General features: G+C 68.3%; 26 protein-coding genes and 2 pseudogenes. 14 read left to right on the forward strand and 14 right to left on the reverse strand.

What is annotated here, in order from left to right; translation table 11 throughout:
• Positions 1-377, reverse strand: a pseudogene (locus ADK64_RS31470) (hypothetical protein); the annotation flags it as partial.
• 808 nt (positions 378-1,185) lie between these two features.
• Here ADK64_RS31470 and ADK64_RS47720 point away from each other — a divergent pair.
• The 6 genes from ADK64_RS47720 (at position 1,186) to ADK64_RS31495 (ending at position 6,699) form a co-directional block, all read left to right on the forward strand.
• Positions 1,186-1,656: a hypothetical protein gene (locus ADK64_RS47720; protein ID WP_234384770.1), complete on the forward strand. Its 471-nt coding sequence runs from the start codon at positions 1,186-1,188 to the stop codon at positions 1,654-1,656.
• 12 nt (positions 1,657-1,668) lie between these two features.
• The gene (locus ADK64_RS47725) at positions 1,669-2,652 is read left to right on the forward strand and encodes a hypothetical protein (RefSeq protein ID WP_234384771.1); all 984 of its coding nucleotides are present in this window, start codon (positions 1,669-1,671) and stop codon (positions 2,650-2,652) included.
• 39 nt (positions 2,653-2,691) lie between these two features.
• Entirely contained in the window at positions 2,692-3,492 is an 801-nt protein-coding gene (locus ADK64_RS31480; RefSeq protein WP_053664608.1) for a Tn3 family transposase, read from the forward strand.
• Positions 3,493-3,876: 384 nt separating this feature from the next.
• Complete coding sequence (locus ADK64_RS31485; RefSeq protein ID WP_053664610.1) at positions 3,877-4,833, forward strand: SDR family NAD(P)-dependent oxidoreductase; 957 nt, start codon at positions 3,877-3,879, stop codon at positions 4,831-4,833.
• 161 nt (positions 4,834-4,994) lie between these two features.
• Positions 4,995-5,195, forward strand: a complete 201-nt coding sequence (locus ADK64_RS31490) for a hypothetical protein (protein ID WP_053664612.1) — start codon at positions 4,995-4,997, stop codon at positions 5,193-5,195.
• Positions 5,196-5,271: 76 nt separating this feature from the next.
• Positions 5,272-6,699 carry a carboxylesterase/lipase family protein gene (locus tag ADK64_RS31495; RefSeq protein WP_053664614.1) on the forward strand — a complete coding sequence of 476 codons (1,428 nt, stop codon included), beginning with the start codon at positions 5,272-5,274 and terminating at the stop codon, positions 6,697-6,699.
• A 145-nt stretch (positions 6,700-6,844) separates the two neighbouring features.
• Here the strand turns inward: ADK64_RS31495 and ADK64_RS31500 are convergent, their stop codons facing one another.
• On the reverse strand, positions 6,845-7,432 hold the full coding sequence (locus tag ADK64_RS31500; protein ID WP_053664616.1) for a flavodoxin family protein: 588 nt from the start codon (positions 7,430-7,432) through the stop codon (positions 6,845-6,847).
• A gap of 241 nt (positions 7,433-7,673) precedes the next feature.
• Here ADK64_RS31500 and ADK64_RS31505 point away from each other — a divergent pair, with 241 nt between their 5' ends.
• Positions 7,674-8,402, forward strand: coding sequence for a TetR/AcrR family transcriptional regulator (locus ADK64_RS31505; protein ID WP_053664618.1), 729 nt, complete (start codon positions 7,674-7,676; stop codon positions 8,400-8,402).
• A 542-nt stretch (positions 8,403-8,944) separates the two neighbouring features.
• Here the strand turns inward: ADK64_RS31505 and ADK64_RS31515 are convergent.
• Together ADK64_RS31515 and ADK64_RS31520 are read right to left on the reverse strand one after the other, a co-directional pair.
• A complete protein-coding gene (locus ADK64_RS31515; RefSeq protein ID WP_053664622.1) occupies positions 8,945-9,871 on the reverse strand; it encodes an NmrA family NAD(P)-binding protein in 927 nt (308 codons plus the stop codon).
• Complete coding sequence (locus tag ADK64_RS31520; RefSeq protein ID WP_078992951.1) at positions 9,868-10,692, reverse strand: polysaccharide deacetylase family protein; 825 nt, start codon at positions 10,690-10,692, stop codon at positions 9,868-9,870. The genes ADK64_RS31515 and ADK64_RS31520 overlap by 4 nt, the downstream gene beginning before the upstream one ends.
• Before the next feature lie 88 nt (positions 10,693-10,780).
• Between ADK64_RS31520 and ADK64_RS31525 the strand changes: the two genes are divergently transcribed.
• Entirely contained in the window at positions 10,781-11,131 is a 351-nt protein-coding gene (locus ADK64_RS31525) for a winged helix-turn-helix transcriptional regulator (protein WP_053664626.1), read from the forward strand.
• Positions 11,132-11,185: 54 nt separating this feature from the next.
• Positions 11,186-11,431: a hypothetical protein gene (locus ADK64_RS31530; RefSeq protein ID WP_053664628.1), complete on the forward strand. Its 246-nt coding sequence runs from the start codon at positions 11,186-11,188 to the stop codon at positions 11,429-11,431.
• Between the two features lie 425 nt (positions 11,432-11,856).
• Here ADK64_RS31530 and ADK64_RS31535 read toward each other — a convergent pair whose 3' ends face one another.
• Entirely contained in the window at positions 11,857-12,330 is a 474-nt protein-coding gene (locus tag ADK64_RS31535) for a hypothetical protein (protein ID WP_234384774.1), read from the reverse strand.
• A 120-nt stretch (positions 12,331-12,450) separates the two neighbouring features.
• Positions 12,451-13,212 (reverse strand): sulfite exporter TauE/SafE family protein, encoded by a 762-nt coding sequence (locus tag ADK64_RS31540; RefSeq protein ID WP_053664632.1) that lies wholly within the window; start codon positions 13,210-13,212, stop codon positions 12,451-12,453.
• Positions 13,213-13,295: 83 nt separating this feature from the next.
• Here ADK64_RS31540 and ADK64_RS31545 point away from each other — a divergent pair, with 83 nt between their 5' ends.
• On the forward strand, positions 13,296-14,243 hold the full coding sequence (locus ADK64_RS31545; protein WP_053664634.1) for a LysR family transcriptional regulator: 948 nt from the start codon (positions 13,296-13,298) through the stop codon (positions 14,241-14,243).
• A 354-nt stretch (positions 14,244-14,597) separates the two neighbouring features.
• Positions 14,598-15,515 (forward strand): NADP-dependent oxidoreductase, encoded by a 918-nt coding sequence (locus ADK64_RS31550; RefSeq protein WP_053664636.1) that lies wholly within the window; start codon positions 14,598-14,600, stop codon positions 15,513-15,515.
• Between the two features lie 92 nt (positions 15,516-15,607).
• Here ADK64_RS31550 and ADK64_RS31555 read toward each other — a convergent pair whose 3' ends face one another.
• From ADK64_RS31555 to ADK64_RS31565, 3 genes are read right to left on the reverse strand one after another with little or no spacing between them, the layout of a single operon-like run.
• Positions 15,608-16,660: an IS481 family transposase gene (locus tag ADK64_RS31555; RefSeq protein ID WP_053664638.1), complete on the reverse strand. Its 1,053-nt coding sequence runs from the start codon at positions 16,658-16,660 to the stop codon at positions 15,608-15,610.
• 8 nt (positions 16,661-16,668) lie between these two features.
• Positions 16,669-17,685 carry an NADPH:quinone oxidoreductase family protein gene (locus tag ADK64_RS31560; RefSeq protein WP_053664640.1) on the reverse strand — a complete coding sequence of 339 codons (1,017 nt, stop codon included), beginning with the start codon at positions 17,683-17,685 and terminating at the stop codon, positions 16,669-16,671.
• 46 nt (positions 17,686-17,731) lie between these two features.
• Positions 17,732-18,097, reverse strand: coding sequence for a MerR family transcriptional regulator (locus ADK64_RS31565; RefSeq protein WP_053664642.1), 366 nt, complete (start codon positions 18,095-18,097; stop codon positions 17,732-17,734).
• A gap of 223 nt (positions 18,098-18,320) precedes the next feature.
• On the opposite strand from ADK64_RS31565, the gene ADK64_RS31570 reads away from it, so the two are divergent.
• Positions 18,321-19,007: an alpha/beta hydrolase gene (locus ADK64_RS31570; protein WP_053664644.1), complete on the forward strand. Its 687-nt coding sequence runs from the start codon at positions 18,321-18,323 to the stop codon at positions 19,005-19,007.
• A 682-nt stretch (positions 19,008-19,689) separates the two neighbouring features.
• On the opposite strand, the gene ADK64_RS43740 is transcribed toward ADK64_RS31570, so the two are convergent.
• Together ADK64_RS43740 and ADK64_RS47730 are read right to left on the reverse strand one after the other, a co-directional pair.
• Positions 19,690-20,507 (reverse strand): IS5 family transposase gene (locus ADK64_RS43740; RefSeq protein ID WP_420713066.1). Its coding sequence is split into 2 segments (ribosomal slippage): positions 19,690-20,175 and positions 20,178-20,507, totalling 816 coding nucleotides; the frame shifts between segments, so codons are not numbered across the junction.
• A gap of 67 nt (positions 20,508-20,574) precedes the next feature.
• A pseudogene (locus tag ADK64_RS47730) lies at positions 20,575-20,741 on the reverse strand (IS5/IS1182 family transposase); the annotation flags it as partial.
• Between the two features lie 224 nt (positions 20,742-20,965).
• On the opposite strand from ADK64_RS47730, the gene ADK64_RS49205 reads away from it, so the two are divergent.
• A complete protein-coding gene (locus ADK64_RS49205; RefSeq protein WP_078992953.1) occupies positions 20,966-21,238 on the forward strand; it encodes a helix-turn-helix domain-containing protein in 273 nt (90 codons plus the stop codon).
• A 213-nt stretch (positions 21,239-21,451) separates the two neighbouring features.
• Here the strand turns inward: ADK64_RS49205 and ADK64_RS31590 are convergent, their stop codons facing one another.
• The 3 genes from ADK64_RS31590 to ADK64_RS31600 are packed head-to-tail and all read right to left on the reverse strand — an operon-like array spanning position 21,452 to position 23,131.
• Positions 21,452-22,159 carry an SDR family oxidoreductase gene (locus ADK64_RS31590; RefSeq protein WP_053664648.1) on the reverse strand — a complete coding sequence of 236 codons (708 nt, stop codon included), beginning with the start codon at positions 22,157-22,159 and terminating at the stop codon, positions 21,452-21,454.
• Positions 22,160-22,202: 43 nt separating this feature from the next.
• Positions 22,203-22,637 (reverse strand): GNAT family N-acetyltransferase, encoded by a 435-nt coding sequence (locus ADK64_RS31595; RefSeq protein WP_053664650.1) that lies wholly within the window; start codon positions 22,635-22,637, stop codon positions 22,203-22,205.
• A complete protein-coding gene (locus tag ADK64_RS31600) occupies positions 22,634-23,131 on the reverse strand; it encodes an aminoacyl-tRNA deacylase (RefSeq protein ID WP_159046377.1) in 498 nt (165 codons plus the stop codon). The genes ADK64_RS31595 and ADK64_RS31600 overlap by 4 nt, the downstream gene beginning before the upstream one ends.
• A 176-nt stretch (positions 23,132-23,307) precedes the next feature.
• Here ADK64_RS31600 and ADK64_RS49210 point away from each other — a divergent pair, with 176 nt between their 5' ends.
• The gene (locus tag ADK64_RS49210; protein ID WP_420713068.1) at positions 23,308-23,580 is read left to right on the forward strand and encodes a hypothetical protein; all 273 of its coding nucleotides are present in this window, start codon (positions 23,308-23,310) and stop codon (positions 23,578-23,580) included.
• Position 23,581 lies beyond the last annotated feature (1 nt).

Raw genomic sequence — 23,581 nt, forward strand, 5'->3', positions numbered from 1 at the left:
TTGAGGGTCTTGGCGCCCAGGCCGCTGATCACGGTGATGCAGTCGCCGGGGCGGGCGGAGTAGGACCGCTCGTTGACGAAGATCCGGCCTTCCCTTCTGTGCTCCTCGTGGCCCCGGCCTTCCTCGCGCCGGCCTTCGTTGCCCTTGCCTTCGTTGCCCTTGCCCTGGCTTTCATTGTTGTTGTTGTTGCTGTTGTTGTTGCCCTGCCCGGAGTTGCCGCCGAAGGGTGCCTGTGGGGCGGTGGCCGGGGCGACGGCGGCCGGGGCCGCCTGGGGCGCCGGCGAGGAGGCCGCCGAGGCGTAGGTGATGCCGGTGACGGCGAGTGCCGCGGCAGCTCCGGCAGAGGCGGTCACCATGGTGGAACGAGCGAGCTTCATGTCGCTTCTCCCGTCTTGTATCTCGGAGATGTCGGCTCGTCAGCCGACTGCGATCAAACGTACTCACAGCTGTCATATCGGTCATATCGAAAATCCGAGACGGGGAGCCGATCGGGGTATATGTGGCGCCGTCCGTCTCTCGGTCGGGATGTGAAGTACCCAGAGAAGAAAGGGCGATTAAATGACAATTAGGCCGTCCGGATGATCTACTGACGCCCGCTCACCCCATGGCCACCGCGTGTCGCTGCGAAATCCCCGCGCCGATCCGTGTTAGAGGATTGGCTGTTCCGAAGGCGGGCTGGCGGGGGATCGCACAGTGGCGGTGAGTCAGGTGTCCCGGGGGCCGGTGCCGCCGCAGTGAATCCCTGCAGTGCCACACGCCCTGACCTGGGTCTTTTCCGGTCGGCTGGACGGAAGCGCGATCGGTGTCGTTCAGCCGACCGGTGGTGGCGGCGTGCCGATGAGGTGGGCGGCGCGCGGTGCTTCGCGGCGTACGGGCGGAAGCGCGCCGGTGTCCGGTGCTGAGGTTTCGGCAGGTCGGTGTTTCCCCGCAGCATTCACTGTCCGGCGAATCGGGATCCGCCTGCCCGGGTTACGGGCGCCGCCGGCCCGTGCAGGACGGATGAGCAATAGTCCCCGAGTTCCGCGTTCGTCTCCCGGTTCCCGGCACGGATGAAGGTGCCTGGACCTGGGGCTATTTACCTCGTCCGGATGGCCACAGGCTGTTCTGAGCCATCCTCGTCCGTAGTGCGTAACCCCCATCTCTGTCGGGATTCCTTCAGTCTGGGTGAAGTCGTGGAGGCGTGGGTTGGCTCTGGCCGTAGTGCGCGATCTGCGCGAGCACCGGGCGCCGGTGAGCGCGGAGGAGCTCGCCGAGTTCGGGACCGATGTGCTGGCGGGGTTCGTGCTCGCGCTGGCCTTGGCCGGTCTGGTCGACAGCACGATCCGCAACGAGACCAACCACCTGGAGCTGATCCGGGACTGGCTTGGCCGTCCGCCGTGGGAGATGGAGCCGGCCGACGCAGACGTCTATTTCGGCAGGGTGCTTCGCGACGCGAAGCCGTCGACGCGGACTGGGCGGGCGGGTGTGCCGGCGGTGTTCTTCCAGTTCCTTGAGTGCCAGTTCCTTGAGCTGCGGCACAAGGTCGAGCTGCACAACCTGACCGGCCGTGTGGTGGAGTGCCGGCTGGATGAGATGAACCGGCCGCGGGCCTCGGCGGAACCACAACTGCGGATCCCGGCCGGCGAAGCGGAGATCAAGGTGCTGTTCGCCGGATGACGTGAGGAGCTGGTGACCTGCCGCAAGTTCGGCCCAGCCGCCCGCAATTACGCGGTGGCCCGGCTGGCGGCGGATCTGGGGCAGCTGATCAACGAGGCCCGGATGCTCGACTTGGACGACGTCCGGTGGGAGCTGGGCCAGTTCGGCAAGCTCAATGTCCGGCACGGCAAGGGATCCCGGCGGCGCGGGCCGAAGCCGCGGCTGGTGCCGCTGATCAACATCGCCGACCGCAACCTGCGGTGGTTCATCGAGGATGTGTGGGGCCACTTCGACGGCTACCACACCCGGCCCGGTGCCTTGCTGTTCCCCTCCGAGCGCAAGAACCGGGACGGCAGCTTGAAGGCGTCCTGCACCAACCACTACCGGCGCGGGCTGATCAAGCTGTTGGACGTGCTGGAGTTCCGCTCGTCCAACCACACCCACCGGCCGGTGATCGAGGCGTTGGCGCTGGTGGCCCGGTACGCGGCGGCGGGCAACACCACGGACTACCCGCTGGGCGAGACCGTGCCGGTGCACAAGGCGATGGCCGGGGACTGGGCCGAGGTCGTCCACCGCACGGACAAGCGCGGCCGGCGCCGGGTGGTGCGGATGGTCTACGAGGTCGTCGCCTTCCAGGCCCTCCGCGACCAGCTCAAGTGCAAGGAGATCTGGGTGGTCGGCGCAGTCAAATGGCGCAACCTCGATGAGGATCTGCCCCAGGACTTCGCCGAGCGGCGCGAGGGGAACTACCGCGAGCTGCGCAAGCCGCTGGACGCGGCCGACTTCGTCGACGAGCTGCGGGAGCAGATGACCACCGAGCTGACGCTGTTGAACGATGGGATGCCGCGCTTGAGCTGGCCGGACGTCGCCGAGCGGAAGTCCGGGGCGATCCGGCTGAGGCCCAGCCCGAGCCGAAGAACCTGCGCAGGATCAAGGGCGAGGAGAAGCGCCGGTGGTGCATCGTGCCGCTCATCGACATGCTCAAAGAAGCCGATCGCCCGCGGCACCGAGCTGTAGGGCCAGGGCTCGACCGCGGTCGCCTCCGACTCCACGCACGTGCGCGCCTACGACCAGAACCTGTTCACCGAGTGGCACTCCCGCTACGGCTGCCTCGGGGTGCTCATCTACTGGCACGTGGAGAAGAAGTCGCTCGCCATGCACTCCCAGCTGATCAACTGCACCGTCTCCGAGGCCGCCGCGATGGTCGAGGGCGCCACGCGGCACGGCACCACCATGGACGTGGAGGCCAACTACACCGATGCGTATGGCCAGTCGGAAATCGACTTCGGCCATCCCGAGGCTGCTGAACTTCGACCTGCTGCCCAGGATCAAGCGGATCAACAAGGTGAAGCTGTACCGGCCGTCGGCCGTCGCCCCGGAGGCCTACCGCGCCTCGCTGCGGCGCTGACCCGTCCGATCCGCTGGGAACTCATCACCCAGCAGTACGACCAGATGATCAAGTATGCGACCGCGATCCGTACGCGTACCGCGTCGACCGAGGCGATCCTGCCGCGCTTCACCCGCAACGCCTCCCATCCCACCTACACGGCGATGCTGGAGGTCGGCCGCGCGCAGAAGACCATGTTTGTGGCCCGTTACCTGCGGCTGCGGGATTTTCAGCGGGAGATCGAGGACGGCCTGCACGTGATGGAGTCCTCCAACGGCGCCAACTCCGTGATCGCCTACGGCAAGGGCGGGGAGGTCGCCTTGAACCGGCGCGACGAGCAGGAGATGTTCGTCCTGTGCCCGCGCATCCTGCAATCCGCCCTGGTCTACGTGAACACCCTGATACTCCAGGACATCCTCGGCGAACTGGAACGGGCGGACCTCCTCACCCCGCCGACAGGCGCGGCCTGACCCCGCTGTTCTGGTCCCACGTCCGGCCTTACGGTGACGCGAACCTCGACATGGACACCCGTCTCAACCCCACCGCGGCGACCGTTCCGCGGCCCCGCGCCGCGGACAGCGAGCCCGCCCGATCCGCCGCGGAGAACGCATGAACCTGCTCCGATACATGCCCGGTCCGGGCCCCGCCGACATCTGGCCCGGCGTGACTCCGACACGTGGCTGCCCCAGGCCCTCGCCTGGACAACGGTCCTGGTCCTCGATCCCCGGAGGGGTGTCGGAAGTCTGTCGGCGCTGGCCGTGATCTGTAGGCGGTGTGTCGGTGGAGCTTGCGACCGTGGTCGGGATGGTGCTCCCCACGAGCACACGTTCCCTCAGAGCAAGGAGCCTGCCCTCATGCTTCCCGCATCCCAGAGCCGACCGTGGGACGTTCACCGGCTGCCGTCTGCCGAGGGCAGGACCGTTTTGGTGACCGGAGGTAACGCCGGGATCGGCTACTTCGTCGCGGAGCAGCTCGCCGCCACCGGAGCCGTCATCGTCCTCGGCAGCCGGGACGCCGCGAAGGCCGACACCGCCATGGCCTCTATCCATGCGCGTGTCCCCGGTGCTCGCGTACGGCACCTTCAACTGGACCTCGCCGACCTGTCGTCCCTGCAGACCGCCGTGGATGCGCTGGATCTCGACCATCTCGACGCGGTGGTCCACAACGCCGGGGTCGCGCTCGACGATCCGCCGCGTCGAGAGACCGGGGACGGCCACGAGCTGATGTTCGGCACGAACCACCTCGGCCACTTCGCGCTCACCCGGTGGCTGGCCCCCCTGCTGTCCGCGGCGCCGGAAGGTCGCATCGTGACGGTGGGAAGCTTCGCCGCACGGTCCGAGCGACTGGACTTGGGTGATCTGCAGTCGAGACAGGACTACCGGCCCAAGCGCACCTACGGCCGGTCGAAGCTGGCGCAGATGTGCTTCGGTTTCGAGCTCGATCGCCGCCTGCGCGCCGCCGGCAGCACGGTACTCAGTGTGGTGGCCCACCCCGGCGGCGCACTGGACGCCCTCACCCCGTCGTGCCCGCCGGTACACGTGACAACCCTCGCGAAGCGACTGCGGGCCATGCCTGCGGGGCTCGTGGTGCAGGGCAAGGACGCTGGAGCATGGCCCGCAGTCCGTGCCGTCCTCGACTCGGAGGTGGCAGGAGGACAGTTGTGGGGACCGAGGGTCTTCGGCCTGCGTGGCTCACCACGGCGAGAGCCCGTCCCCTCCCATATGGCCGACCGGGCCGTCGCGGCCCGCCTGTGGGACGCCAGCTGTGAGCTGGCCGACACCGATCCGCACCTCGGCTTCCGCCTCCGGTAGACGCGGAACGGCACTGGCCGGGTCGCCCGGGAGAATCTCACCCCCGGGCGACCCGACCAGCCAGCAGTTCTGCTCCGCAGCGGGTCTGCCGGGGCACGGCCCGCGGCTCCGGCAGAAGCACCGCTGCGGTGCCGCGAACTCCCCGCGGCGCCCGGCCATCCGTGACTGCCTTTCATGCCTGGCCCGTTGAACTCTTCCAGGTCAAGCCACCGGCCGACGCGCCCCTCCACCCGGCCGACCTCGGGGTCCTCAGCCCCTACCGGGCCGAGAACGTGCTCCGCTTCGGCGAGTACACCAACGACACCCTCCACATAGCCCCACCCGCCTGCAACCCAGCCCTGCACACCGGCGCGGAGCGGTGAGCAGAGGGAGGGCCGCCACTGAGCCGTAGAATCACGCTGGCCCGTCGCGGTCAGGTGCTTGGCCGAGGAGGGAAACATGACAGTGGTGGTCACGTCCGCGGGAAAGATCCGCGGGACGAGCCGGGACCAGATCACGTGCTTCCAGGGGATCCCGTTCGCCGCCCCGCCCGAGGGCCCGCTGAGGTTCCAGCCCCCCGCGCCGCCCTCACGGTGGGACGGTGTCCGTGACGCCATCGCGTTCGGGGCCGCGCCCCCGCAACTCGCCCCGGCGCCCGGGGCACCGGCGATGTGGCGGCCCGGGGACGGGCTGGACTGCCTGACCGTGAACGTGTGGACCCCCGACCCCGGTGCAGCCGGCTTGCCGGTCATGGTGTGGATCTACGGAGGCATGTGGAAGTACGGCTCGGCGAGCATGCCGCAGTACGACGCCTCCGCGCTCGCGGGTTCGGGTGTCGTCGTGGTGACCTTCAACTACCGGGTCGGCTTCGAGGGCTTCGGCCACCTGCCGGGCGTCGCGGACAACCGCGGGCTGCGCGACCAGATTGCCGCCCTTCAGTGGGTCCAGGACAACATCGCCGCGTTCGGCGGTGACAGCGCGAATGTGACCGTGTTCGGCCAGTCGGCCGGAGCCGCGTCCGCCGTCCTGCTGTCTTCCGCCCCCGCGGCGCGTGGCCTGCTCCGGCGCGCGATCGCCCAGAGCATCCCGGCAGGGGCCCGCACCCGCACCGAGGCCCATGCGGTCACCGCGGCGATCGCGCAAGCCGCGGACGTCCCCGCGACCCAGGACGCGCTGGCCTCACTGCCGCCCGAGGCGCTCCTGGCGGTCCAGGACGCGCCACTGCGCAGCCCAGAGGACGGCTTCACCGCGTTCGGCCCCGTCGTCGACGACGACCTGGTGACCGGACAGCCCTGGACCGCCTTCGAGGCGGGCGCGGTCAGTGACGTCGACCTGGTCTGCGGGTTCACCCACGAGGAATACCGAGGCCAGGGCCCGGTCCCCGCGGCGAAGGACATAGACCTGCGGCAGGTCACCGAAGCCGTCGGCCTCGGCAAAGACGCAGCCGCCGCCTACCGCGAGAACTACCCGGGGCTCCCCGACAACGCCCTGTTCACAGTGGTGCTGTCCGACGCGCTGGTGCGGATGCCGACCACCCGCGTCGCCCAGGCCCACGCACGCGCCGGCGGCCGGACCTGGCTCTACGACTTCACCTGGCAAGGCCCCTCCCTCGGGGCGGCCCACGGCGTCGACGTCCCGTTCACCTTCGGCAACCCCAACAGCCGTTACGCGGCACGGTTCCTGGGCTCACCACCGTCCGCCGACTTCGCCGACCTGTCCGAGCGCCTGCGCACGGCCTGGACCTCCTTCGCACGGACCGGCGACCCCGGCTGGCCGCGCTTCACCCCCGACCAGCCCACCACAAGGCTCTGGAACCTCCCGCCCGCCGACATCGCCTACCCGCTCGAAGCATCCCGCCAGATCTGGGAACGCACCGACCCCGCATAACAACCCCGGCCGCACGACACCGGCCCGCCGTCGCCAGCCGTTCCGCCGGCCAAGAAGCATCACTCTTCGTAATCGCCTAACGGGCAGGCCTCCGCCCCGAACAGGTCCCTGGCCTTGGGAAGGCATGGTTCGGCGGGCCGTTGCGTCAGTGCGCTGCGGCGGTCAGCCCGGCGCGGTGGATATGGGTGTGCTCGGCCACGCGCCGGCCGAGGTGGCGGGCGGTGTTCAGGTCCGCGTCGTGGACGGCGGGGGTGTCGTTGAAGCTCTGCGCACCGGCGCCGAGGTAGAAGCCGAGGCGGTTGTCGTCCTGGGGGCTGGACGCGGTGGTGTTCCAGCCGGGCAGGAGGCCCAGGCTCACCCAGAGCATTCCGTGCTGGGCCGCCAGCAGCGCCAGGTACTGCAGGGTGTGCATCTTGTCGCCGCTCATGGAGCCGGAGTTGGTGAATCCCGCCGCGAGCTTGTCGCTCCAGGCGCGGGTGCTCCACCGCTTGCTGGTGGCCTCGGCGAAGGCGTGGAAGGCCCCCGATGCGGAGCCCATGTAGGTGGGGGTACCGAAGATGATGGCGTCCGCGGCATCCATCAGCTCCCAGTCGGCGCCGCTGAGGGAGGCGACGTCCAACCGCTGGACGTGCGTTGCGGCGATGGAGCGCGCGCCGTCGGCCACGGCCGCGGCGATCTGAGCGGTGTGGCCGTAGCCGGAATGCGACGCGATGACGATCGAGATGTCGGACACGGGTGTTCCTTTTCTGCCGCGGTGGCGGCGTGTTCAGTGGTGGCGCCGGCAGGCGATGAGCTGCCCGCTGCGGCGACAGGTCGTGCTGATCCAGGCGTCGGGTGCCGGGGGACCGGGAACGGTGCGGCACATGCCCGGGTGTCGCGGGCAGGCGCCGGCCGCCCTCCGCTTGGATCGGTGTTCCGGTTTTGAGCGTAACACCGATAGGGCGGTGATACGCAATATGAGATATCGTTGTTCCATGAACGAGGAACGACGCGCCGCTCGACGCCACGTGCTGCAAGTGGCCGCCAAGCTGTTGGAGGAGGATGGCAGCGAAGCGGTCTCCACGCGCGCCGTCGCCGCAGCCGCGGGCACAACGGCCCCCGCGCTCTACCGGATGTTCGACGACAAGGACGGACTCCTGGCCGAGTTGGCCGCCTACGGATTCGAGATGTACCTGGCCGAGAAACGGGAGGCCTTGGCGCTGACCCCCGACGACCCGGTGGCCGATCTCTACCGCGGCTGGGACCTGCACGTCGACTTCGGAGTACAGCACCCCGCGTTCTACATGCTCATGTACGGCACGGTGCGGCCCGGGCTGCGGCCCCCGGCCGCGGACGAGGCCCACGCCCTGCTGGTGAGGCTGCTGGGCCGGGTGGCCGAGGCCGGACGCCTCCGGATTCCGGTGGAGCAGGCAACCCGCGTCATCCACGCGGCGACGACGGGGGCCACGCTGGCGCTGATCGGCGAAGAGCCCGCGCAGCGGGACATGACCACTTCGGCACGACTGCGAGACACCGTCATCGCCTCAGTCACCACGGACTCGCCCGCCCCATCCGGCTCGGACCTGGCCTCGCGCGCACTCGCCCTTGATGCCGCACTCGAAACCGCGCTGACCGCCGAGCCCCCGGCCGCCGGATCTGGGGTGTTGCTGCGCGACACGGAGACGGCTCTGCTGCGTGAATGGCTGCGGCAGTTGGCCGGCTGAACCGGCCGCCCGCCCCGCAGGTTCGCGGACCGGCTGACCGCCATCGTCTAGGTCGTGCAGGAGGCGCTGCGCTTCCCCCGTGCCTTCGACGGGCCGCGCCACTTCCTGCAGGCGACGGCCACGATGGCGGCCTGCACACCCTCATAGCCGGCGACACGCACATCAACCCGCTCGGCAACATCCCTCACGCACTGGACAGCGCCCAGTCCCGAGTCAAGATGCCGCCCCCTGCCCTCCAACACTCCGCACATTCAGCCGGTCCCTCCGGCGATTCCTCCCGACCCGCGGTTCCCCCAGCTCACGCCCAGCCAGGGGCAGAACTTCCAGACCTTGCTCGACTCGCTACGCAAGGGCGACGTCTCCGTCGGCAGACCTCCCGCACGCCCGCCGACCCGAAGGAGTACCTGCTGTGGCCGCCACCTCGCCCCTCGCCATGGTGTGTGCCACGCCAGGTTTGCCGGATCTCAGGCTGGAGTCGGCCCCGGTCCGGAGTAACGAGTCCTGTCGTGCGTGCCCGCGTTCGGACTTGACGTGGTGGGTGGTCATCCCGTCCATCCGGTGTGGTGGAGCCAGTCCTCGAAGGTCATCAAGTCGGGGTGCAGGCGGCGCAGGAGGTTGATGTCCCGGTCTCGGGTGTAGAGATCACGGTCGGCGAAGAACTGGAACATCGCTGCGTAGTCGTGGCTGAAGTCGGGGACGGTGGCGCGCAGGTCGTCATGCGGCATCGGGATGTAGGTGCTGGGGGTGCCCGTGACCTGAGCGAAGGTGGCGGCGATCTCGTCGCCGGTGAGGCTGTCGCCGATCACCGCGAGGTCACGGGCACCCCAGGACTGCCAGTTGTCGAACATGTGGCAGGCGAACCAGGCGATGTCGTCGAGGGCGACGAGCGGGTAGTGGGCGGCGCCGAGGGGGAGCCTGAAGGTCAGGCCGCCTCGGCCGTCCGGTCGGGGGGTGAGTCGGTCCCGCAGGTTTTCGAAGTACGGCGCCGTGGTCAGCACCGAGACGTGGTCCGTGTACCAGCCGTCGGTCTCCTTTCGGAGCATTTCCTCCGACCGCATCAGATCGATGTGGGCGGCGACGGCGGCTTTGCTGTCGAAGTGCGGGACGGGACGGCCGGTCAGGGACACCGCGCTGTCCAACGAGGACCAGATGAAACGCTCCACGCCGGCCCGCTCCGCGGCGGCCAGCAAGTGCAGCCCTTGCCGATACTCACCCACGGCGCTGCCCGTCGCGAAGAAGTCGGTGTTGGCGAACACGCGGTCGGCCTGCCCGATCAGGACCTCGAGGGCCGCCGAGTCGGAGCGGACCAGTCGCACGCGGTGGGGTGCGGTGGCGGCGAGTTCGGTGGCGTGGGCGGACTCCGGGTGGCGCGTGGGGACGGTGATGGTGGCGTCGGTGGTGGTCAGTAGGTGTTGGATCACGTGGCTGCCCATGGCTCCGGTGCCGCCGACGACGAGGACGTGGGTCATGGAGTTCTTCCTTGCTGTGTCAGAACGTGTTCGGCCACCTGGGCGTGGGTGGCGACCCAGACATCGCCGGACTCACGGATGTGGTCGAGGATCTGGCCGACCATGCCCGCGAGGAGCGGTCGGCCTGCGACGTGGGCGTGGATGGTCAGGCGGAAGACGCCTGGACCGGGGGCGGCGAGCATCTGGTTCAGTAGCTCATGGTGCAGGTCGCGGTAGGCGTACGGGTCGGCCGCGGCGTCGCGGACGTCGGAGTGGTCGCTGTGCATGAGGGAGACCAGAGGACCGTGTGCGGTGGACAGGACCTGCGGGAGGTCGTGGTCGCCGTGGTCGCCGGTCCAGCGGTAGCCGGCCTCGGCGAGCAGATCGACAGTGTGCCTCGAACCGGTGGCGCGTGGGCTCATCCACCCCGTCGGTCGAACGCCGGTGACTCGGCGAAGGATGTCGGTGCAGCGACGGATATTGGTCCGCTCGGCATCGACATCGAGCAGGGCGGGGACCACGTCCTGGGCCCAGGAGTGTGCGGCGATCTCGTGACCCGCCTCGTGCACGGCCTTGACGGTCTCGGGGTGCCGCTCGGCCACCAGTCCGTTGACGCCGACGGTGGCGGGCAGGTCACCGAGGACGTCGAGCAGCCGCCAGATGCCGGTGGTGACGCCGTAGTCCGCCCAGGAGGTGCTGTGCGTGTCGTCGATGCCGGACAGCGGCCACGCCGCGGCCATCGGCGCGTAGGCGGGCCAGTACCCGGGTGACCACAGCTCCAACGCGACGGTGACCAGCGCGACGATCTTCCGCCCGCCCGGCCATTCGGTCTCTGCTCTCACTCGGTTCCCCTGTTCGATAGCTTCTGCCGTGGACGCTAGTGAGGCGGTAGGTACCTCCAGGTTCCTGGCAGCGGGCTACCGTCGGGGCATGCGTGAGTACTCCGGCAGTGTCTTCCTCGCCGACTGCCCGGCTCGGCTGGCGATCGAGATCATCGCCGACAAGTGGGCGGTGGCCGTGCTGTTCGCGTTGAGTCGGGAATCGTGCAGACACGGCGAGCTGGTCGACCTGATCGGCGGAATATCGCGGAAAGTGCTGACCCAGACGCTGCGGCGGTTGCAGGGGTACGGCCTGGTCGACCGCCACGCCGAGGCCGGGAAGGTCGAGTACGTACTGACCGACTTGGGCCGGACGCTAGTGAAGCCGATCGCCGTGCTGACTGAGTGGGCTCACGAGCACGGCGCGGCCGTGGTGGGATTCCAAGAGTCCAAAACGGACTAAGCGTACGCGGCATCCCCTTCACGTCCGCCGCCGCCGTTCGAGCGCAGACGGTGCTTGGGGTGGGATGCGGGCGACGAGCTGTCCCGGTCCCGGCCCGCAGGCACCGGCACGGCGAGCACCGAGGCGTTCACCAAGCTGAAGACCGACAACGCTCGGCTCGGTCGCGAGAAACGCGACCTCGTCCACCAACTCGCCCGCGCCATCGCCGCCATCCAACGCCTCAGCGCCGACAACGACCACCTGCGCACGGCCTTGCGCGACGCCCGATCCGTCATCGCCATCCCCCCGGCGCCACGCTGAGCCCCCGTCTCGGCCAGTCACTTGAGCCGCACGGCCGACCCGCACCCAAGTCGGCGGAACTCCCCCGGCCGACCAGTGGGACGTCCCGGACACAGAAGTCGTCGCGAACACGATGCGGCCGGACGGGGTGGTGCCACCATCCCGCACTGTCGCGGGTAACACCAGCATCGACCTCCATCACCACCTCCAGACCGACACAACCGGTCATAAGCGGATGAGAGCCGGACCGGCTGAGCCGTAACACCGTGGTCCACGGGGCGCCATTGGGTGGGGAGGATCGCCCAGCCCGAGCTCGGCCGGCCAGGACCCGTACGTGTCGTCCGGGTTGTCGGCCAAGCTCGATCCTCATCTCACGGCCGTCCGGCGCTTTCCGCGGCTGAAGGCACGGTGGGTGCCTGTCGCGATCACTGATTCCTGTTCGCGCGTCAGGGGTGCTTCCCGGTGCGTCGTCGAGGATCCTTGCGGACCAGGCCGCCGGAGACCGGCGTGGTACCGAGGTCGCTGTCGCCGTCCTCGTGGCGCAGGACCCAGTCGTCGAGGTCGAGGGCCACTTCCAGCGGTTCTCTGGCCATGTAGGCGCGCAACCTACTCGCCTCATCGGCGGCTTCGACCCCTTCGGAGGAGAGCAGTTCCCGGAAGGTTTCTTCAGCCATCGCGAAGCGCGCCAGGGCGGTACGTGGAGGCACCTCCAGGACGTCGCCGATGAGCTGCCAGTCGGCACCACCCATCCGCTCCAGCACGGCAGCGGCCTCGAAGAACCGCTCTGCGGCTGAGAGCACCCGGGCGGCGGCAAGCACGTTTCCTGGCGAACGGTTGGTGCCGTCGGGGTTCAGCTCGTGCTTGCCGATCGGGACGGCTGCACGCGCAAGGTCGGCCAGTTCGCATGCCTCGTAGGCCATCACCAGTCTCGCTCGCGCCGCATCCGTGTACGGTCCAGTGGCTCCCGTGTCGTCTTCGCTCATGCCAGTCAGCCTTGGCTCTCGATGATGGGGATGATCAAGCGCGGCTTCGCTGCATGGTCAGCCGCGCAGGAAATACAGGACGGTCGTGGTCGCGGCGGTGGTCAGGATGACGCTTCGCAGCAGCCAGGCGGGGAGACGGCGGGCGAGATGAGCGCCCGCGAAGCCGCCGGCCACTGCGCCGATCAGCATGGCCGTGAGGAGGAGTGGAGCGCTCAGTGCGTCCGAGGCGACCAGGAACAGTGCGGTCGCGCTGAGATAGACGGCCGCGAACTGCGCGATCCGCATCGGGTTGCTGACCGCTGCGTCGAGGCCGAGGCCGATGGTCCACAGGGCCAGCATCATGATGCCTACGGCTCCGCCGAAGTATCCGCCGTACACGGCGAGGAAGAACTGTCCGATCAGGATGGTTCGGGAACTCATGCGGATCGAGCGTCCCAGCGCACTGCTCAGCAGCTGGGAGAGACGGCGTCCGCAGGCGAGGAGCACTGTGGCGAAGGCGAGCAGCCACGGCGCCGCGGCGTCGAACGACGATGCCGGCAGTGCCAGCAGGAGGCCGGCGCCGACTCCGCCGCCGATCGCACTGATCACGGTCAGCGCCTTTGTGGACGCCGCCCCGACCGGGGTGAGTTCGCGTCGGTACACCCACGCGCTGGTTACGGCGCCGGGCACGAGGGCGACCCGCGACAATGCGTTCGCCGTCACCGGCGACAGGCCGAACGCGACGAGTGCGGGCAGCGCCACGAACGTGCCCCCACCGCCCATGGCGTTCAGTACTCCGGCGGCGACACCGGCCAGCAGGACAAGCAGCAGATCGGACACACGCCGAGCATCGCCTCGTGACCGACGGGTTCACAATGTGTAATCGGCACACCCAGTCTAAGTCTGAGACATAGGCTGGCAAGGTGCGCTATGACTTGGACGACCTCCGGCTCTTTCTCCATATCGTGACGGAGGGGTCGATCACAGCAGGCGCCCACCGGATGCACCTGAGCCTGCCCTCGGCCAGCGCCAGGGTGCGCTCGCTGGAGCACCACGCCGGCGTGACGCTGCTGATCCGCGGTCGGCGGGGCGTGCGGCCCACGCCGGCGGGGACGACCCTGGCCCGCCACGCGCGCGACGTGCTCGACCGGACCGCGCGGCTCGAGAGCGCCGTCGCCAGCTACACCCGGTCCCCGACCGCTCCGCTGACCCTGCTGGGCGGCGGCTCCGCGATGCACCGCCTTGTGCCACAGGCCCTGGTCTCGTTCCTCCGGGCGCACCCGGACGTCGACGTCACGGTGTCCGAGAGCCGCACCCCTCAGACCGTGCGGATGCTCGCCGACGGCGAGGCGGACTTGGGAGTCGTCCTCGACGACGAGGCCCGCGACTGCGGCCTGCGCATGGAGCCGCTCGGCGACGACTCCCTCGTCGTGATCGGCCAGAGCGGAGGGATCCTCGCCGGACGGACCGCGCTGACCTACGGCGAAGCCTCCGAGCACCCTCTCGTCGGACTCAACGCCGGCTCCTCGCTGCGCCGCTGGATCGAGAAGCACCTCGGTCCACATGCTCCGGTGGTGCGTTACCGCACCACCGTCGCCAACCTCAACACCCTCCTCGCCCTCGTTGCCGCCGGCGTCGGGCTCGCCGTCGTACCGCGTCGCGCTGTCGACACCCACCAGGGGCTCGACGTGTGCGAACTGCAGGACCCCTGGGCCCGCCGCCACCATCTGCTGGCCTGGGGCGTCAAGAACCGCGCCTCGCCGGCCGTCGCGGCGCTCGCCGAGCACCTCCGCCATGCAGCACTGCCCGAACCCTTCCCCCGCACGGCACACCACGACCCCGCCGGTTTGCGGCCCTTCCACGACGGCTGACCGAACACCGGACACGCACCGGGGCACCGAGCACCCGGACCCGTGTGCCGAACCGGCGCGGCACATCAGCCCCGCTCGGGAACACCTCTGGAGGATCGGTCCATGTATCTGGACAAGGATGTCGCTGCGTTCCGGGTCTGCGGATCGCACGGAGGCGTTGGCGATACCGGCTCGGGTTGGTTCCACCTTAAGTGTTAGATCCAAGGGGCCGACGGCACCGCACGCTGCACATCAGGAACGATACTGGCCGCGCAAGATCGTCGGCGCCTGACGCTTGGGGAAAGAGTTCTCAACGCCCAGAGTCTCGCTCGGCGAACACGGGATATGGCGAACACGAGATATACGGAGGCACCCATGAAGGCGATCATCGTGATGGATCAGGCCGCGGAAGCAGCCGGGATCACGCTCGCGGAGCGGCCTGAGCCGACGCCGGCGATCAACGACGTCGTCGTTGAAGTCCACGCGTCGGGCTTCGTCCCCGCTGAGTGGGAGTGGCCCTCGACATGGGTCGATCGCTCCGGTCACGATCGCGCCCAGGCGATCATCGGCCACGAGTTCGCCGGAGTGGTCTCCTCCCTCGGTTACGGCACGACGGGACTCTCGCCGGGACAGCGGGTGTTCGGGATCACGGACTGGCACCGCGATGGAACGCTGGCCGAGTACGTGGCCGTGGAGGCACGCAACCTTGCGCCGCTGCCGGGGAACGTCGACTTCACGGTGGGTGCGAGTCTGCCGATCTCCGGCCTGACCGCGTGGCAGGGCCTGTTCCAGCACGGTCGTCTGCAGGCAGGGCAGAGCGTCCTCGCACACGGCGCCGCCGGCGCGGTCGGATCTGTGGTGACACAGCTCGCCCGGGAGTTCGGCGCCTATGTCATCGGTACCGGTCGGGCGGCGGACCGCCAGGCGGCGCTCGACTTCGGCGCTAACGAGTTCCTCGACCTCGAGCACGAGGATCTCAGCGACATCGGCGGGGTCGACCTGGTCTTCGATGTCATCGGCGGTGACGTCCAAAGGCGCTCGGCGAGCATCATCCGCTCTGGTGGGACGCTGGTGTCGGTGGTCGGACCTGTTGAGGCTCGTCCTGTCGACGGATTGGCCGTCGACTTCGTCGTCGAGTCCGTTCCGGGTCAGTTGGTGGAGATCGTCGACCGGGTAAGGGACGGGCGCCTTCGCACGCACATTGCAACAGTGGTGCCCCTCGACGACGCCGTCCCCGCGCTCAACCCGACCGAGCGGCGCAGGGGCAAGACCGTCATTCGCGTACGCCCCTGAGCGATCCGGAACAAGCCAACAGCGCCGTCATACTGACATCCCACTGGCGAGATGGACACCCGAACCGACGCCGACGACGTCAGTGGGATCGCTCAGTGCGCACCACAGCGACTTGGTCGCGCTTCCCGAGGCCGAACGGCGATCGCCTTGTATGAGGACATGACGTTGGTTACGCCTGCGCGTAGTCGCCGGGCTGGCGGTTGGCCTCCAACTGCACCGTGAGGCCGGTGGTAGTTGTAGCGGATGTTCCAGACGTCAAGGGCATCTCGGCGCTGATCCTCCGAGGCCCAGCGACGGGCGTAGGGGAACTCTTCGGCGATGATTCGGTTGTAGCGCTCCACCTTGCCGTTGTGGCGAGGCGTGTACGGCGTGATGCGCTGGTGTCGCGCCCCGAGCATGGCCCGGGCGAATGTGCCGGCGCGGTAGCAGGCGCCGTTGTCCGTGACGATGCGTTCGATACGGACGATGCCGTGGGCTGCGAACCAGGCCCTGGCGCGGTGCAGAAACGCGATGGCGGTGACGGCCTCCTCGTCGGGCAGCGCTTCGGTGTAGGCAAGCTGATTGGAGCCGTCGACGGCGGAGTGCAGGTAGACGTAGCCGCCGCGTGCGCCGTTGTTCTTGCGCCGCTCGACAGTCTTGGCCTGACGGCTTCCGCGCCCGTGGACCCGCCAGCCACCGCCATCTGGGATCCGGCCGACCTTCTTCACGTCGATGTGGACCATGTGTCCCGGACGGCGAGCGGTGATCTTCCGCGGTTCCCGGTTGAGGTCGCCGCTGGGATCGATGGACCGGCGCCGGTTCAGGCCGAGGGCGAGCAGATGCCGCGACACGGTGCGGCGACTGAGTGAGATCCCTTCGGTCTGGAGCTCGAATGCGATCCGGAAGGCGGACCACTTCTCGGCACGGCGGAGTGCCTCGATCCTGGCGACGACATCAGAGCTCGTGGCCGTTGGCTGGCGCCGAGGTGTGGAGGAGCGGTCTAGCAGCCCGAGTTCACTGTGCTGACGGTAGTGGTTGACCCATTTCGACGCGCAGGCACGGGAGATCCCCGTCTCGGCTGCCACGTGGGCGATCGGGCGGTGCTGACAACGCTGCACGAGCCGAAGTCGTCCCTCGGGGGACGGCGGAGCATTGCGGTGAAGCACAGGCGTTCCTAGCGCCAGGGATCGAGGGCCAGCTTGCCCCGGGTCTGGCCCGCTTCGAGTTGCTGAAGCACTGCCGGTCCTTCGGCCAGGGGATGCACGTGGGGGGTGCCGGGCGGGTAGACGCCGTGGGCGATGAGAGCCTCGATCTCGACGAGCAACGACTGGTACAGGGATGGGGCCACGACCGCCAGCGCGCCGATGTGCAGGCCCTTGATCTGAACCTGGTGGGTGAAGACCAGGTCGTGCGTGGTCAGAGTGGCGTCACCGGAAGCGGCTCCGAACACGACGATGCGTCCGGTGAAGGGCTTGGTAACCGACAGGCTGGCCTCGAACGTGGCCTGGCCCACCGATTCCAGGACCAGGTCGACCCCGCCTGTCAGGCGGGTGACCTCCTCAGCCAGATCGGGGCGTCGACTGTCCAGCACCTCGTCGGCGCCGAGGGCTTTGACGGTGCCGTGCTTCTCCGGCGAGGCCGTCGCAATCACCCGCGCACCGTAGTGGCGGGCGAGGCGAACAGCAGCCTGCCCGACCCCGCCGGCCGCGGCATGAACGAGCACCGCCTCACCCGTCGTGATCTCGCCCAACGGCTTCAGTGCCGCCAACGCGGTGGCCCAGTTCAGCACCAGACCGAGAGCCTGGGCATCGTTCCAGCCGGAAGGCACGGGAAGTACCCCCGCGGCCGGCATCGTCATGTACTGCGCGAAGGCGCCCGGGCCGGCTCCGACGACATGGGTGCCGAGCGGCAGCGGCTTCTCGACGTCCGCGCCGACCCCCACGATCTCACCGGCCGCCTCAAAGCCCGCCACGTAGGGTGCCTGCGGGCCTCCTCCGTAGGTGCCGTGGGTCTGCATGACATCGGCGAAGTTGACCCCAGCAGCGCCGACGCGGATCAGGTACTCACCGGGCCCCGGGGCAGGGCAGTGGTGATCCGTCGCAAGACTCAGGTCCTTCGGCCCACGGTGTGACCGCTGGACCAGTGCTCGAACGGTCTGCTTGGCGGCGTTCTGCTGCTCGTTGATCTCCATGAACCAAACGTAGGAACCTCACACTTACGTCAAGGTCAAGCGGCCGTCAGAGATCAGTAGGGCGGGCCTCTCTCAGGTAGGCGTCCAGTGCCGCCTGCTGATCGCTGAGAACGGCAATGCGAGCAGCGAGCCGATCGCGATAGCCCTGCACCTCGTGCAGGAACTCCGCGCACACCACCTCGGTGCTGGCATCGGATCCGTCAGTGAGGCTGGGCAGGACTTCCCTGATCAACCTCACGGGCAACCCGGACTCCAACAGCGACCGGATGACGCGCACCCGATCGATCGTGGACTGGCAGTAGTCACGGAACCCATTGCTGAAACGCCCAGGGACGATCAAGCCCTCGTCCTCGTAGTGCCGCAACGACCGCGCACTCACACCGCTGACTCTGGAAGCCTCGCTGATCTTCATACCTGCAGCCAACGTCCAGCCGCACCGCAATCTTCCGGCACTCGCTGCGACGAGTTGAAGACCTGCTTGATCATCAACACATGACCACCACGACGACGCGTTCAACCTCGTAGGCCCGACGATCGGGATGGGGCGACACGCCTGATAATCGCGCAAAAATATGCACTAAACATGGAATGTGGTGCAATGTTGCATATTTGATCTCTCCGTAGGAGGAAATGCCATGGCGGGCAAGCCCAGCATTGTCTTCGCCCACGGACTCTGGGCGGATGGGTCGTGCTTCAACAAGCTCATCCCCACGCTCCAGGCTGAAGGGCACGAGGTTTTCGCCTCACAGCACGGCCTCGACTCGCTCAAAAGCGATGTCGCGTGCGTCAACTTCACGCTCAACCACGTCCCCGGCCCGATCGTGCTAGTCGGTCACTCCTACGGTGGGACCCTGATCACCAAAGCGGGCACCCACGACCGCGTCGGCGCTCTGGTGTATATCGCCGCGCTCGCCCCAGACGAGGACGAGACGTCGCAGGAACAGCTGGACAAATTCCCCGGCACGCCCATCTTCGAGCACGTGGACGTTGCCGACGGCCGCGTGTGGCTCAAGCCCTCGGGTGTCCCGCACTTCTGCGGCGACCTCCCGGAAGCGGAGCAGAAGCTCGTCCTGGCGACGGGCGCTGTGCCAGCGGCGGACCTGTTCAACCAGCAGGTTCCCGGTACCGCCTGGCGGACGAAGCCAAGCTGGTTCATCGTCGCCAACAACGACCATACCGTGCACCCCGACCTGGAGCGGTCCGTTGCCGAGCGCATGGGCGCCAACGTCCGTCCCGTGGACAGCAGCCACGTTCCCATGCTCTCGCATCCCGACTTCGTCCTCGATGTGATCCGTGAGGCCGCGAAGTCCCTCGATGCCTAGGCCAAGCCGACAACGACCGGCCGCAGCGCAACACGCAAGGAGGCGCCCCCGGACCGACTGGGCCGCCTCCTTGCAGCGACATCACGCTTTCAAGCTCAGTAGTTGCCTCCTGCGCGAGGCGTTGCCCTCTGGTGAGAAAGGCGTGCGCTTCCCGCCGGAGATCCTCGGGGAGCCAGGCTGTCAGGCTGTGGGCCCGTTCGTCAGCGATGGGGTCGCCGGCGGTGGGCTCGTGTGCGAACAGCAGCAGACACAGGGCAGCCGCCGGTTCAATGGGCGCCAGTCCGTATTGTGTGCCATTGGTGGAGGATCTGGCCGGGATGGCGATTCCTTCGGCCTCCAGGTCGCCGTAGTAGACGATGCGATGGACCCTGGATCTTCCCGTGCTGGGGTGGTGCTGGAAGACCTGACCCCTCGGCACCCTCCATCACCCCTGTTCATCCCTACCGTGCCGGGATCGAGCCGGGATGGGATGAGCACTCCCGTGCCGGGCCGTGCACCGTCCGGTGCCCGGCAGCGGGGAGTTTGGGGGGCGAGCGGCGCCTCCTCGCGCTACCTTCACGGCTCCGAGGCTGCATGCGGAAGCCAATCTGCACCGGCCCGACGCTGTCGATCTACTAGCCGCGGAGGGGAAGGTGTCGGGCCTGGAGCTGCGAGACACCATCTCCGCCGCCAGTTAGAGCTCCTAACAGAGGCGTTGGACGTGTTTGTAGGTGATCAGGCAGGGGGCGAGGCCGAGGAAGGCTTCGTGGATGTCGTCTCGTCGCTCGCAGCGGATGCGTAAGCGGCGGAAGCCGTGGAGCCAGGAGGTGGTCCGCTCCACGACCCAGCGGGAGATGTCCAGGTCGGTGCCGCGTGGCCGGCCTCGTTCGGTGATCGCGGGGCGGATGCCGCGCTGCCGCAGCAGGCGACGGTACTTGTCGTGGTCGTAGCCGCGGTCCGCCAGGAGCATGTCGGGCCGGCGTCTGGGCCTGCCGACGACACCGGCGGCCGGGGGCACCTTGTTGGGCAGGGGCGGGAGTTGGGTGACGTCGTTGCGGTTCCCGCCGGTCAGTGAGACCGCGAGCGGGATGCCCTGCCCGTCGACAAGGACGTGGTGCTTGCTGCCCGGCCGTGCGCGGCCGACCGGGCTGGGACCGCTTTTGGGCCCCGGCGGGCAGCCTGCACGTGGGAAGAGTCGATCACCGCCCTCGACCAGTCCAGCTTCTTCGCCGACCGCAGCTTCCTCAGCAGCACCAGGTGCAGTTGGTCCCACACGCCGGCTTCGTTCCACTCGGCCAGGCGCCGCCAGCAGATCATCCCCGAACCGAAGCCCAGTTCCTGGGGCAGGTACTCCCACTGGATCCCGGTGTGCAGCACGCACAGGATCCCGCACAACGCCTGCCGGTCCGGCACTCGCGGTCGGCCCGAGACCAGCTTCGGCCCCGGCTTGGGCAGCAACGGCTCGATGACCAACCACAGTTCATCGGACACAATCCATGGCCGCGACTGACGCTTCCCCACGATCCGACCAACGAGCAGACAAGCCAATGGTTACTTGATCAACAACCTCTATTAGGGCCTCTTAGAAAGCCACCAGCAGCACCCGGTCGGCAAGCGGCAGACACCATGGCCGCCCCATGCGCGGCCCACCGCCACCCCGCTCCCGCACCACCTTCAACAACCGCTTGAACTGCCTATCCGCAGCCCCGTGAACGTCTCCACCCACAACGGATCAGTCCTCAACACCCCACGCATGCAAGGGAAATGCCCTGATCGCGGCCTTCTGTAGCACGCTTCAACGAAACAGGCCCTCGGGTCAGTTCATCGACGCATATTGACAATTACTCGCCCAACAGCTCGGTTTCGACAAGCACCGCCTCAACCTGCTGGCCAAGAAGTGGGGCATCGAGACCCGCCCGAACAGCGCCACCAGCAACCCCTTCGCGCTCCTGCCGGACGCGCCGGTCCTGTCCGAGTCGATGGCGGCCATCAGCAACGTCCGCAACTGCGTCGAACGCCATAGCTGCCTGGTCCGGCTGTCCGGCCAACGCAACCTCTGCGCAGCCGCCAGGAACCTCGGAACGCTACCGGCGACGCTCACACATCAGCTGCATGCCCTGGAAAGGGCCGCAGGCGTTCAGCTGATCGAACGGACCAGCCCCCTCTCAGTCACCCCCGCGGGCACCGCCCTCATCCACGAAGCAGAGCACCTGCGCAGCCTCGTGGACGCAGTGCAATCCTCCGTCACCTGACCGGCGGCCCGACCAGCATCACGACACGGTCCGCCTCGACGTCGAACCCGAGGACCGGACGGTGATGAAGGCCTTTGAAGGCAACCACAGCTGCTTGGCTCGGTCCCCAGCCCTGCTCATGTTCCCCACTCGGCAAGGTGGCTGGTGCCGGATAGTTGCTCCGCCTCTCCTCTCAGTGGTCCGCGGCATGGGACACGCCGTTGCGAGGGGGTGTTACCGGCGCCGGGCGGAAGCTGTCGTGCCGGGAGTGAGTCCCAGTTCGGCCTTGGCCTGTCGGGTGCGTTCGTCGGCGAGGACTTCCGTCCGGCCCGTCTCGACGGCAGCGAAAGCCTGCTCGGCAATCGCTTCCGGAGTGTTCTTGGGACCGGTGACATGGGCGGCCATGTCCGTGTCGATGTAGCCGCAGTGCACGCCGACAACGAGGACGCCGGTGTCGTGGAGTTCACCGCGGATCCCGTTGGTCAGGGCCCAAGCCGCGGCCTTGGAAGCGCTGTAAGAACCCATCGCTGGGTTGGTGAACCAGCTTGCGATGGACAGTACGTTGACGATGGCGCCAGGCGAGTTGTCTATGAGCAGCGGGGCGAAGGCACGGCACATGGCGAGCGTGCCGAAGTAGTTGACCTCCATCTCCGCGCGGGCGGCGTCCGGGGCGGGCGCGGCCAGCAGGGGGCTGTCGGTAAGGACACCGGCGTTGTTGACCAGCAAGGTCACGTCGGAGCACGTCTCGGCTGCCGCGGCCACCTGGGTGGGATCGGTGATGTCGAGGCGGACCGGGATCACGCCGGGCTCGAGAACTGAACGCGGGTCGCGGGCCCCGCCGTAGACGCGCTGTGCGCCGCGTTGCAGGAGCAGCCGGGCCATCACCTGTCCGAGCCCGCGGTTGGCGCCGGTCACCAGTGCCATTGCCCCCTGGATCTGCATGGTTTCCCCGTCTCAGCCAGCCGATTGGTCGACAGATTCCCGATCACGTAGTGGACCATTTGAGATGAACGGCGGTCTCGTGGAACCCCAGAGCGCGATAGAAGTCGGCCGCCCTCCGGGTCGGCACGGTCACCTCGACGTCCTTCGCCTCTCGGGCCTTTGCCTGCGCGGCCCGGATCAGCGCGGAACCCGTACCGCGGCCGCGCATGGGCTGGGCCACGGTGAGTTCGAGCAGTTCGAGGACCGTTCCCCCGGCGAACAGTGTGGGCATACGCACCGCGAGCAGGTACCCGACCACGCACGAGTCTTGCTCGGCGACCAGGAACTCGGCGCTGCCATCCGAGGCGGCCTCGATGATCCGGGGGAACGTGGCGTCGTCGAAGACCATTCGGTCGGGCCGATAGCTCGTCACGAACCCGCTCAGCAGACGGTAGATGTCATCGGCGTCCGAGGGCGTGGCGTCGCGGATAGTCGTCATGTCGGCTCGTCCGCCGGGAGGTCGGCGATCGACGCCGTCGTGGCCCCCGGGACGGCTGCCGTGAGTTCTGCCGCCTCGATCTCGATACTGCTGTCGGGCCGACCGCTGCCGCAGTGCACACGTCCCAGGTTGCTGACCGTCCCGTCGAACACCACCACCGCAGCCTGATCCGCGGACACGGGACACACCCCGCCCGGCTGCATCCCCGCCCGCGCCAGCCGCCCGGCATCGGCGGGAGACAGGTCGCCTCGGCGGATCCCGGCTGCGCGGGCGAGGGCGCCGTACCGTAGCCGTGCATGGCCGGGCAACGCTGCCAGCAGGAGACGGTCCTCGGGGGTGACGAATGCCAAGGTCTTGACGGTCTGGTCCAGCGGAACGCCCAGCGCGGCGCAGACCTCCACCGGGCTGGTCACGTCAGGGTGCTCGTGCAGCCGGAAGGACACGCCGAGCGAAGCGAGGATCTCCGGTGGACCAATGGGCGCGGTAGCGTTCACCTCGCCTAGATTACCGTGCACAGTACGGGAGTTGATCGCCGTTAGTGGAGAAGAAGTCGGCCACACCGCTCAACCGGGACCTACCCGCGGTTGAAAGCGCAACCCACGATTGCTAAAGATCAGCCGATCGGCCCACTGCTAACGCAACATGGAATCCGGAGTTTCAGCAGGACCCGCTGCTAGCGGAGCGACTCAACCTGCACATGCGCGTCCACGAATGGGGCGCGAGCGAGACCCGCACCTGCGGGACCGGCGCTTGCGCGGCTGTGGCTGCGGATCTGCTCCGCCAGGGGACCGATCCCACCGAACCAAGACGCACCGAACGCTACGCCGTCGGCGTGCCGGGCGGACGGCTCCACGTCGCCCTCCAGCCCGATGGCGACTTCGAACTCAGCGGGTCTGCACGGATCACAGCCACGGGTATGGCGCGTCTCCACGACGCTCCGTGAG

Source organism: Streptomyces sp. MMG1121 (assembly GCF_001280015.1).
In the GTDB taxonomy this organism is placed as follows: domain Bacteria; phylum Actinomycetota; class Actinomycetes; order Streptomycetales; family Streptomycetaceae; genus Streptomyces.

Bases quoted from the DNA above. Each gene is read 5' to 3' on its own strand.
- ADK64_RS31485 (WP_053664610.1), top strand. From the start codon at position 3,877: ATGCTTCCCGCATCCCAGAGCCGACCGTGGGACGTTCACCGGCTGCCG.
- ADK64_RS31495 (WP_053664614.1), top strand. From the start codon at position 5,272: ATGACAGTGGTGGTCACGTCCGCGGGAAAGATCCGCGGGACGAGCCGG.
- ADK64_RS31505 (WP_053664618.1), top strand. From the start codon at position 7,674: ATGAACGAGGAACGACGCGCCGCTCGACGCCACGTGCTGCAAGTGGCC.
- ADK64_RS31515 (WP_053664622.1), bottom strand. From the start codon at position 9,871: ATGACCCACGTCCTCGTCGTCGGCGGCACCGGAGCCATGGGCAGCCAC.
- ADK64_RS31525 (WP_053664626.1), top strand. From the start codon at position 10,781: ATGCGTGAGTACTCCGGCAGTGTCTTCCTCGCCGACTGCCCGGCTCGG.
- ADK64_RS31535 (WP_234384774.1), bottom strand. From the start codon at position 12,330: ATGGCCTACGAGGCATGCGAACTGGCCGACCTTGCGCGTGCAGCCGTC.
- ADK64_RS31550 (WP_053664636.1), top strand. From the start codon at position 14,598: ATGAAGGCGATCATCGTGATGGATCAGGCCGCGGAAGCAGCCGGGATC.
- ADK64_RS31560 (WP_053664640.1), bottom strand. From the start codon at position 17,685: ATGGAGATCAACGAGCAGCAGAACGCCGCCAAGCAGACCGTTCGAGCA.
- ADK64_RS31565 (WP_053664642.1), bottom strand. From the start codon at position 18,097: ATGAAGATCAGCGAGGCTTCCAGAGTCAGCGGTGTGAGTGCGCGGTCG.
- ADK64_RS31570 (WP_053664644.1), top strand. From the start codon at position 18,321: ATGGCGGGCAAGCCCAGCATTGTCTTCGCCCACGGACTCTGGGCGGAT.
- ADK64_RS49205 (WP_078992953.1), top strand. From the start codon at position 20,966: ATGGCGGCCATCAGCAACGTCCGCAACTGCGTCGAACGCCATAGCTGC.
- ADK64_RS31590 (WP_053664648.1), bottom strand. From the start codon at position 22,159: ATGCAGATCCAGGGGGCAATGGCACTGGTGACCGGCGCCAACCGCGGG.
- ADK64_RS31595 (WP_053664650.1), bottom strand. From the start codon at position 22,637: ATGACGACTATCCGCGACGCCACGCCCTCGGACGCCGATGACATCTAC.